Source organism: Planctomycetota bacterium, from assembly GCA_018242585.1.
In the GTDB taxonomy this organism is placed as follows: Bacteria; Planctomycetota; Planctomycetia; order Pirellulales; family PNKZ01; genus JAFEBQ01.
The window spans coordinates 129,829-139,130 of sequence record JAFEBQ010000033.1; the positions used below are offsets into that span (position 1 = coordinate 129,829).

The following is a 9,302-nucleotide window of genomic DNA, read 5'->3' on the forward strand; positions in this document are numbered from 1 at the left end:
GCCGCCCGCCGCGATATCGAAACCCCTGCCCAGGGCTGCCCATTGATGACCGGGGGTGCAGAATAGCACCGTCTGACCCGGCGGCCGCGCCCCCCTGTTATAGACCAATTACCGCCGGGAACGAACTCGTTTTTGCAAGAAAAAACGGCGGCCCGCGTCAATGGACCGGAACTTCGGGAATGCGGGCGACAATCAACTCGGTGACTCGCCCTTGTTGCACTCGAACCGCCAGGCCCAGATTCCGATAGAGCCGGTAGTTGGCTTCGGGATCGATGAAGTGTCCGTACTCGGGTATTTGAGTGAGCACCTGTTCGAGTTCGTCGCGACTCATGCCGACGTTGAGTTTCATGGTATCGGCGTCGGTTCCCGACTCGCGCACCACTAGCGGCGGCGACTGTTTCGTAGGCAGCACGATGGCCAGCACTTCATCGTCGTCGATGATCAACTCGACGCCGTACTCAGAGTAGATCGCGCGCTGGATCGAAGTGCGCGGCACCTCGGGCTTTAGAGTGGTGTTGCCCAATGTTTCTTGCACGGCCTGCCAACTGTCGGTGAGCGTGATGGGGCCAACGCCGGGCACGGTCACCGACGTGACCATCCGCAGGCTCCGTTCGCGCCCGGCCAGCAGTTGCTCGCGCTCTTTGGCTTTCACTTTCATATCGGTGCATAGCTGCAAGTACTTGGCATGGGCCATTTCCCACCAGGGCGACGGGCTGGAGCGATGCAGATAGTTTTCCCACAGCTTGACTGCTTGTTTGCGCGTGGCGACATCCTTGGCCGCCGACATAACCAGCGCCCGGTTGTAAAGCAAGGCCGAGTTCACATGCGCGTCGCTGGAACTTCCCGCGGCCTTGGCCAGGCGCTGTTCGGCCTGTTCGAGCTTTTTGGCTGCGTCGTCCGAGCGGCCGTTCGAGAAATCGCTGACACTTGAATTGGTCAACAGCGCCACTTCGAGCAATGACGCGGCCGTCTTGTCGCTATCGTCGTGCCGCGATTTGCCAGCCAAAGCCCGGCCAAAGTACTCGCCGGCCTTTACGTAATCCTTGCCATCGGGCGCGAGCATGTAGGCGGCGCCCATGTTGGCGTTGGCCACAACCGATTGCGGATCAAGCCGCAGCGCCTCGCTCAGGGCTTTGACCGCGTCGTTCCAGATATCCTCGTTTGGGCCGCTGGTGCTACCCGGCTTGACGCCGTCTTTTTCGAATTCGCCGTCCAGCAGCGTCGACTGCCGATAGAAGCCGGTTAGCACCAACTGGCCGACGTTCATGGTCTTCAAGTTCTCGGCTGTCAGCAGATCGCAATACTGCAGCAGGTGGGCGTAGCCCAGATTGCACCAGGCCTCTTGGCACTTGGGGAACTCGTGCGTCGCCGAGCGGAAGCAATGGACGGCCGAGTCGTATTGTTCGAGCATCAGCAACCGGTTGCCGGTGTGAAACGCGGCCGAGGCGCGGGCCAGCCGGGCGTGATTCCGGTCGAGATGCGCCAGCCGGTCGTGCCAACTGGGGTGATCCGACTGCAAGCCTTCGAAGCTGGTGACGTCTTTCAGGGCGATGAATGCGTGTAGGCAATCAATCAGTTCGTCGCGCGGATAGCCGGCCTTGATGGCGATCTCGACACCGCGCAGGTCGGCCTCGAGCTCCTGCTCGCGCGAGGCCGCCACGCGGACGAACTCGGTCTTGTTCCTCAGCGTGCGCTGAACGTGGCCACACAGGACGTGGCTCAGTTCGTGCCCCAGCAGGTAGGCCAGCCGGCCGGGTTTGCCTTGGACCACTTGCTTGAGCAGCGTGCGGTGAATGACGATCTCGGGCGATTCCTTGTCGTCGTCGCCGCGCATGTGCGCATAGGCGTTGGTCTCGTCCTTTTCATCGATGCGAACCTTGGGGGGCCAGGGCATACCGGCCACCGGATCGACGACCGCCAGCAACCGCTGGTACACCTGGTCGATTAGCACCTGATCGGCGGCGTCGCCGGCGCGACAGGCAGTTGACGCGAATAGACTGACCGCCAGGGCCACCGCGCCGACCATCGCGCCTCGCCACCACGGCGTTGTAAGGACGCGCGGCGGGGCTAACGAATTTCCACCCTGGTTCGTCGCTGAGCGGCTCATGACGTTGACCCCGATTGGCTAGCCTGGGCTAAACACACGTTGGCATGCGATCCGTGGCACCCCTTGCCAAACTGCGCCAGGCGCGACTTTCACGATAATGCCGAGCAACCGGGCCAGCAACGCCCGATTGCCGCCCTGGTCGGGAGAATGCGCTAACCTAGGCCAGCAAATTCCGGCTCAGGGTGGAGTAAACTAGAATGTTTCGGCAGCAGCGGTGGTTTGTGCTACGTGTGGCGGAGTGACGGATGCTTTCTCGACGCGCCAAGGCGGCGTTCTATGCGGTCTGCAGCCCGGCCATGAAATTGAATGGCTGGGTCTATCGGCGGCTCCGCGCGCCGCGCGACGGGACGGTGAAGGTCCAGTTAGGGCCCGGCCGCGTCAACTACCTCGATGGTTGGATCAACGTCGACGCCAACATGTTCACCGGGCGCTGCGACCTGTGGAGCGATATTCAGGACGGCCTGCCGTTTCGTGACAACACGGTCGACGCGTTCTACTCGCATCACGTGATCGAACATTTGCCGGATGCCAAGCTGGCGCATCACTTTCGCGAAATGTTCCGCTGCTTGAAACCCGGCGGCGTGTTTCGCGTGGGAGGGCCGCATGGCGAGAATGCCATGCGCAAGTTCGCCGAAGGGGACGCTGGTTGGTTCGGTGACTTTCCGGACAAACACGATAGCCTGGGCGGCAAGCTGGCCAATTTTATTTTCTGCCGCGGCGAGCACTTGACCTTGCTGACGTTTTCATATCTGCAAGAGCTGGCGACCCAAGCGGGCTTTGGAGCGCTGCGGCTTTGCCAGCCGATCCGCGAAACGCACTTTCCTCAACTGATCGACAGTCGGGTGCTGGCCTTGGAACACGAGTCGACCCCCGACATGCCGCACACCATTCTGGTCGAAGGGCTCAAGCCGGCCACGCCTGCTTGAGCCGCTCAAACGAACGACGAGATTTCAAAGCGGATCGTCGCTTCGGCCTGCGCGAGGTTTTCGATTGGCCCGAAACGCAATTTCAGATTAAATTGATCCACTTCGACGATGTCGATGATCGGGGCGAATTGCGCCAAAATGTGGCGCTGGAGCGCGAGATGCTCGATGTGATCGAAGGGGGCGGGATTTGCACGCCGAGCAAAACATGAAATGCATTCTGCTGTTGGCGGCGCCACTGTGGATGTTGGCAATGCCCTGCCTGGCGGTCGAGAAGATTGGCGCCGACAAGTCGGCCGGTTGTCTGGCTCAGCCACGCGAGGTCGAGCGGCTTGAGATCGCTCAGCCCGGAGTGTACGAGAACTATCTGGTCGACAGCCACTGGCAAGGTGGCAATCGCGTCAAGATCACAGCCGACAACGTCACGCTTCGCCATTGCGAGATTCGCAACGCCACGGGAAATGGCGTGGGTGTGTTCGGCAAGCACGTGACGATCGAAAGCTGCCGGATTCATCATCTGCTCAACGGCACGTATGCCAAGCAGGACGACGCGCACGGAGTCACCGGCCGGCCCGAACATTTGGTCATTCGCAACTGTGACATCTCGTACGTGTCGGGGGACGCGGTACAGTTCAACCCCGACCGGACGCCGTGGGACGACGTGCTGATCGAGCATTGCACGTTTTGGACCGGGCCGCTGCCCGCGGACGCTGGGAACTTTAAGGCCGGCGAACGTCCCGGCGAGAATGCGTTCGATTCCAAGACGCCCGCCAGCGGCAAACGCTCGCGAATCGTGTTTCGCGATTGCTTGTTCCACGGCTGGAACCAGCCCGCGCAGATCAACCTGATGGCGGCGATGAACCTGAAGGAAAACGTCGACGCCCTGCTGGAACGCTGTGTCTTTCGCGACAACCAGGTCAGCCTGCGGCTACGCGGCCCGGGTCGCAACGGTGGCGCACGGGTCACGGTGCGCGACTGTGCGATTTATCAGTCAGCGGTCGGCGTGCGCATGGAAGACAAGCTCGAAGGGCTGCGCCTCGAACGGGTTGCTTTTGGCAGCGACGTCGAACGCCGCTTTCACCAACTCGACAAAGCCAGTGCGCCCTCGTTTGAAAACATCGGCGAAGCCGACGCGCCGCCGCTCGAGCAGTTGATACGCGACGGCTTCCGGAAGTGAACGCCCACGGAAACAGTCGGCTTGCAGCGAACAAAGGGAAGCGTTCCGCAGAGCGCTCCCCTTGTTCGCTTCGTTTGAGCTGCTTTGGCCGGCTTAGGACGGCGGCAGTTGCGGCGCGGGAGTAGCCGGCTGCAAACCAGGCATTGGTGGCGTCGGCGCCGCGCCGGGTGTCGGCACCGGGATCGTCGGCATTCCTGCCTGCGACGCGAACAAGTTGCGCAGCGTCGCGGTCGCGACATCCTTCGGCGCAATGGCCACGGCTACGTCAAGTTCCTTGACCGCCTGGCTTGGGTAGCCCAGGTAGCCGTACTGATAGCCAAGCAAGAACCGCAAAGCGGGATCGCTCGGGCTGTTCGTCCTCGCGGTTTCCAACGCTCGCAGTTGATCGGTGTAGTTCTGCATGTTGGGATACAACTCCCAAGCGTTCTTGATGACGTTCCCCCACTGATCCGGCGGCAGGATTTGCATGGCCGCCTGCACCGCTTCGGCCGCCGGCGCATAGTTGCCGTTGGCGAACAGCGCCTGGGACATCATCAGCGCCAGGCCGCCGTTGTTCGGATTGTCGACCAGTGCGTGCTGGAAGTCTTGGACCGCCGCCGCATAGTTACCGGCGCGGAAGTCCTGCTCGCCTTGAGCGGCGTAATCGGTCGTCGGTGGAATGCTGGGCGTCGCCGACGCGGTGTTGTTGGCCAGCGAGACCGGCGCCGAGTAGGCGCTGGTGTACCCATAGCTCGGGTAGCCATAGCCACCATACCCGCCATAGCCACCATACCCGCCGTACCCACCATACCCGCCGTACCCACCATAGCCTCCGTAGCCGCCATAGCCGTAGCCACCGAGGCCATAGCCGAGACCCAGGCCCCACAGGCCCAGGCCGTAGAGCCCGTAACCTCCATAGCCCAGTCCGTAGCCGCCATACCCGCCGTACCCACCATAGCCACCACGCCCGTAGCCGCCGTACCCGCCATAGCCATAGCGGCCATATCCTCCGTAACCGCCGTATCCAGACCGGCCATAGCCGCCATAGCCTGCGTAACGGCTATGGAGCGAGTTGACGTTGTTGGCGCCGCTGAAGTTGCGATTCACAAAGCTCGAGTGGCCAAGGCCGCGCGACGCAGTGCCGAGGCCCGGCAAGCTGCGGCTGGCGCCAATGTTGCTGAAGTTCCGGCTGGCAAAGCTCGAACCCGTCATCCCGCGCGATGCGCCGCCGATGCTCGAGATGCCGCGGCCGCCATTGACGCTGCTGAAGTTGCGGCTGGCGAAGCTTGGAGCGCGCGAGATGCCAGCGCTGCGATTCATCGAACCCATGCTGCGGCTTGCGCCGCTGCTGAACGATCGGCCGGCCATGCTGTGGCCCATGCCGCCGACGCCGCGCGACATCCCGCCGCCGTGGAAGCCGCCACCGTGGTAACCTCCGCCCCCATGAAAACCGCCACCACCGTGGAAGCCTCCGCCTCCACCATGGAAACCGCCGCCATGCCCCCCGCCGCCATGTCCGCCCCCGCCGTGTGCCCAGGCGTCGGCCCCTGGAATAGCCACGACTAACACGATGCCAAGCAAGGCCGCCGCGAGTTGAAAGATGCGCTTTCGCACAGGTCACTTCCCATCCTCGGGAGAGGATTCACGAACTGAATTGAATCGCCCCTGGTGCTATTAATCCTACGCATGCGGCGCAATCTCGGATGAAATCTAACGAAACCGATGGAAACTAACCCGAGTGGGTCATTGGTCGCCATGCGGCGAGAGATTTCGTTTTGGAAAGATTGCCGGAACGCGGCTGGTGAGCTACGTGCGTCCAGGTCGGGAGATACTCGGCGCGAACAAGAGCGAGCATCAGTTGCCGCGAATGAGCGGGAACTTGCCACGTGCATAACTCGCATTATGCGCAAGTAAGCACTGCATAATTCGACAACGCCGTCTGAAACTAGCGAACCTTGGACGCGGCGCGCTTGGCCTGTTTGCGGGCCTTTTGTTCCGCTTTGGATTTGCCGGTGGTTTTCTTCTCGGGCGTGGGGACATCCTTGCTGGGGAGCCACCGCGCCAGGTCCGAAATCACGGCCGCGTTGTTCGGGTCGCTGGCCACGTTCTTCCATTCCAGCGGATCGGCAACTTCGTCGTACAACTCCTGATCGCCGTTGGCATAGCGGATGTAACGCCACCGCTCGCTCCGCACGGCGTGGTTCTTGTAGCCATGAGTCGTGAGCGCCGGTTGATCCCACGGCGCGTTCGGGTCGGCAAGCAGCGACTTGATGCTCACGCCTTCAACGTGCGACGGAATATCCAGGCCGCACAGTTCGCAAAGCGTGGGATAGATCGACATGAAGTCGACGGTTCGTGGCGAGGTGCCGTTGGGCTTGGTCACGCCGGGGGCCACCAAGAACAGCGGCGCTCGGGTCGCTTCTTCCCAGAGGGCGAACTTGCGCCAGTGTTGCTTCTCGCCCAGGTGCCAGCCGTGGTCGCCCCAGAAGACAACGATTGTGTTGTCGCGGAGCGGGCTCTTGTCAAAGCCAGCCATCAGCCGGCCAATCATCGCGTCGCAAAATGCCCCGGCCGCCAGGTAGCCGCGAACGGCTTCTTTCCAACGCCCCGACTTGAGCACTTGGGCATGGTCTCCTTCGGGGCGGGCCATTTTCACGCCCGCCGGCGGAATGTCGTCCAGGTCGCTTTCGAGCACTTCGGGGGGCTTGATCGAATCGAGCGGAAACATGTCGTAGTACTTGCGCGGCACGTTCCAGGCCATGTGCGGCTTGTGCAGGCCGCACGCCAAAAACAGCGGCTTGTCGTGAGGCTTGTTCAGTTGCTCGATGCAGTAGCTGACCGTGTGATAGTCGTGCAGGTCTTCATCGGCCTCGTCGACCGGCGCAAAGCGAATGCCGCCGACGCCGTCGTTTTCGCCGCGTCCCGGCGGGGCGTCCTTGCCAGCAGGTTTGGCGTACTCGTCCCACTGGCCGAACTGGTCGCCGTCGCCGTGATAGATTTTGCCGGCACCGACGACGTGATAGCCGTTGTTGTGAAAGTGCGTGTTCAGTGCCGTGACATCGTTGGCGACCGTGGTGCGACGATTGATCTCGTTGCTATAGACGCCGCTCGACGAGCTGCGCAAGCCAGTCATCAATGCCGTCCGCGAAGGATTGCAAACCGGCGACGCGCAATACGCGCGTTGAAAGTTCACGCCGCGCGCGGCCAGCGCATCGATGTTCGGCGTGAGGGCCTGGGGATGCCCGCCCAGACAGCCGACCCAGTCGTTCAAATCATCGACCGCGATGAACAGCACGTTCGGCTTTTCGGCCGCGGCCACGTAGTTGGCGCCGATAATGAGCGAGGCGAGCGTCAGGCACGAATGCGTGATGAAAGAAAGCCGCATGGGGAGATCCTTCAAATAATGCCGGCGAGATAGGGGCACGCGCACGCCGAGTCCTTCGATTAAGACGCGCAAAGCCCCTGCTTTATTGCGACGAGGCGGCACCAGAGGTTCGCTAGGCAAAAAAAGAATGCGCCTGCGAGAACCGCAATACGCACACGATATTTCGCGACGAACGCACCGTTTTCCCGCATTTGCTGGCATGCCTGCGACGGTGGCGATTCAAGTTGACGGCGGCGATCGGCCGATGATCGTTGGCCCGCGGAATTTGGCCCCTTGTCGGGTGACCGAAAGCCGCTAAATTGATGATCTGTCGCGGGGCGACGCGGCGAGACCTGGCAGCAAGCTGCCGAATCGGGCTCGACCGCATTGCGAAGAATCGCGTGCAAACGCGATGATTTGTGCGAAACAAGAAAAAGTTTCGCACCCTGTTTGACAGGTTTGGGACGAACGGCTATTATCCCTTGTTCGCGACCAAACGGCTTTCCTGCCCGAGTGTAGCACTGGGCTGGCGAACTGATTGGATGGTCAAAGGCCTCACTCCGAGCTGCTAAATTCGCAGCAATCTGAGTGCGGCCTCTGCCTATCCGGCAGCTCTGCCCAGTGCAGCAGGAAAGCCAGCGCGTTCAATTGGCGACAGCAATGCTGCCGGCAGTTGAGCACGCTGGTTTTTTTGTTCTTTGACAATTCGGTTGAAGCAAGAGTGGCATATTTATTGAAATAGCCGATGTGGCTTCCTGGCCGCAAGTCAGGGGGCTGTAGAGGCTGTTTTCACGGCACTTAGCAACACATTGCACAATCGATGCGAGGGATTCCCATTTCTCGTGATCGACGTGCAATAGCGGAAGATTGATAGATCGTTGCTCGGTTGGCGTGCGGTGTTTCGCGGCGAGCGCAAGCTCAAGGTGAAATGCGGTGCGGCAATCGATGTAGCTCAAACATGAGTCCAGTCGCTACCAATGCCTGGCGGGCAACCGACAAGCGGCGGGAAGGGTTGGATAAATGTGGTCAAGCTACTAAGGGCACATGGGGGATGCCTTGGCGTTAGGAGGCTTCGAAGGGCGTGGAAGACTGCGATAAGCTCGGGTGAGTTGTCAAACAAATGTTGACCCCGAGATTCCCGAACTGGCTGGCACTGAATTCATAGGTGCCAGTCGCGAACGCGGTAAACTGAAACATCTCAGTAACCGTAGGAAAAGAAAGAAACCTCGATTTCCTCAGTAGCGGCGAGCGAAGGGGAATCAGCCCAAACCGCGGAGGTTTTCCTCTGCGGGGTTGTAGGGCTCTTCACATGGGAGTTACAAAGTTGTTCGTTAGCTGAACTTTCTGGAACGTTAGACCACAGAGGGTGACAGTCCCGTAAGCGAAAATGAACAACCTCCCGAGGAGTACCTGAGTAGGCCGAGTCACGTGGAACCTCGGCCGAATCTGCGGGGACCATCCCGTAAGGCTAAATACTACCTAACGACCGATAGTGAACTCAGTAAGGCGACTGAAAGGTGGAAAGAACCCCGGCGAGGGGAGGTCTTGAACCTGAAACCATGTGCCTACAAGCTGTCGAAGGGCTATGGTCCGCAAGGACAATGCCTGACGGCGTGCCTTTTGCATAATGATCCGGCGAGTTACCGTCTACGGCCCGGTTAAGGATCTCAGGTCCGAAGCCAAAGGGAAACCAAGTCTGAATAGGGCGAATTGTCGTAGGTGGTAGACGCGAAACTGCGTGAACTACCCATG

The 9,302-nt window shown here is 60.8% G+C and carries 6 protein-coding genes and 1 rRNA gene (1 of these 7 running past the window's edge); 4 read left to right on the plus strand and 3 right to left on the minus strand.

Annotated elements, in window-relative coordinates:
* Positions 1-157 precede the first annotated feature (157 nt).
* Positions 158-2,107: a M48 family metalloprotease gene (locus tag JSS27_16865; GenBank protein MBS0210618.1), complete on the minus strand. Its 1,950-nt coding sequence runs from the start codon at positions 2,105-2,107 to the stop codon at positions 158-160.
* Positions 2,108-2,352: 245 nt separating this feature from the next.
* Between JSS27_16865 and JSS27_16870 the strand changes: the two genes are divergently transcribed.
* The 3 genes from JSS27_16870 to JSS27_16880 are packed head-to-tail and all read left to right on the plus strand — an operon-like array spanning position 2,353 to position 4,207.
* Entirely contained in the window at positions 2,353-3,033 is a 681-nt protein-coding gene (locus JSS27_16870) for a methyltransferase domain-containing protein (protein ID MBS0210619.1), read from the plus strand.
* On the plus strand, positions 3,030-3,242 hold the full coding sequence (locus JSS27_16875; GenBank protein ID MBS0210620.1) for a hypothetical protein: 213 nt from the start codon (positions 3,030-3,032) through the stop codon (positions 3,240-3,242). The genes JSS27_16870 and JSS27_16875 overlap by 4 nt, the downstream gene beginning before the upstream one ends.
* Positions 3,239-4,207 (plus strand): right-handed parallel beta-helix repeat-containing protein, encoded by a 969-nt coding sequence (locus tag JSS27_16880; GenBank protein MBS0210621.1) that lies wholly within the window; start codon positions 3,239-3,241, stop codon positions 4,205-4,207. Before JSS27_16875 ends, JSS27_16880 begins: the two co-directional genes overlap by 4 nt.
* A 93-nt stretch (positions 4,208-4,300) precedes the next feature.
* On the opposite strand, the gene JSS27_16885 is transcribed toward JSS27_16880, so the two are convergent.
* Both JSS27_16885 and JSS27_16890 read right to left on the minus strand, forming a co-directional pair.
* On the minus strand, positions 4,301-5,800 hold the full coding sequence (locus tag JSS27_16885; protein ID MBS0210622.1) for a tetratricopeptide repeat protein: 1,500 nt from the start codon (positions 5,798-5,800) through the stop codon (positions 4,301-4,303).
* 331 nt (positions 5,801-6,131) lie between these two features.
* Positions 6,132-7,571 carry a sulfatase gene (locus JSS27_16890; GenBank protein ID MBS0210623.1) on the minus strand — a complete coding sequence of 480 codons (1,440 nt, stop codon included), beginning with the start codon at positions 7,569-7,571 and terminating at the stop codon, positions 6,132-6,134.
* A gap of 1,003 nt (positions 7,572-8,574) precedes the next feature.
* On the opposite strand from JSS27_16890, the gene JSS27_16895 reads away from it, so the two are divergent.
* Positions 8,575-9,302: ribosomal RNA gene (locus JSS27_16895) — 23S ribosomal RNA — on the plus strand; its annotated part runs 1,384 nt beyond the window's last position; the annotation flags it as partial.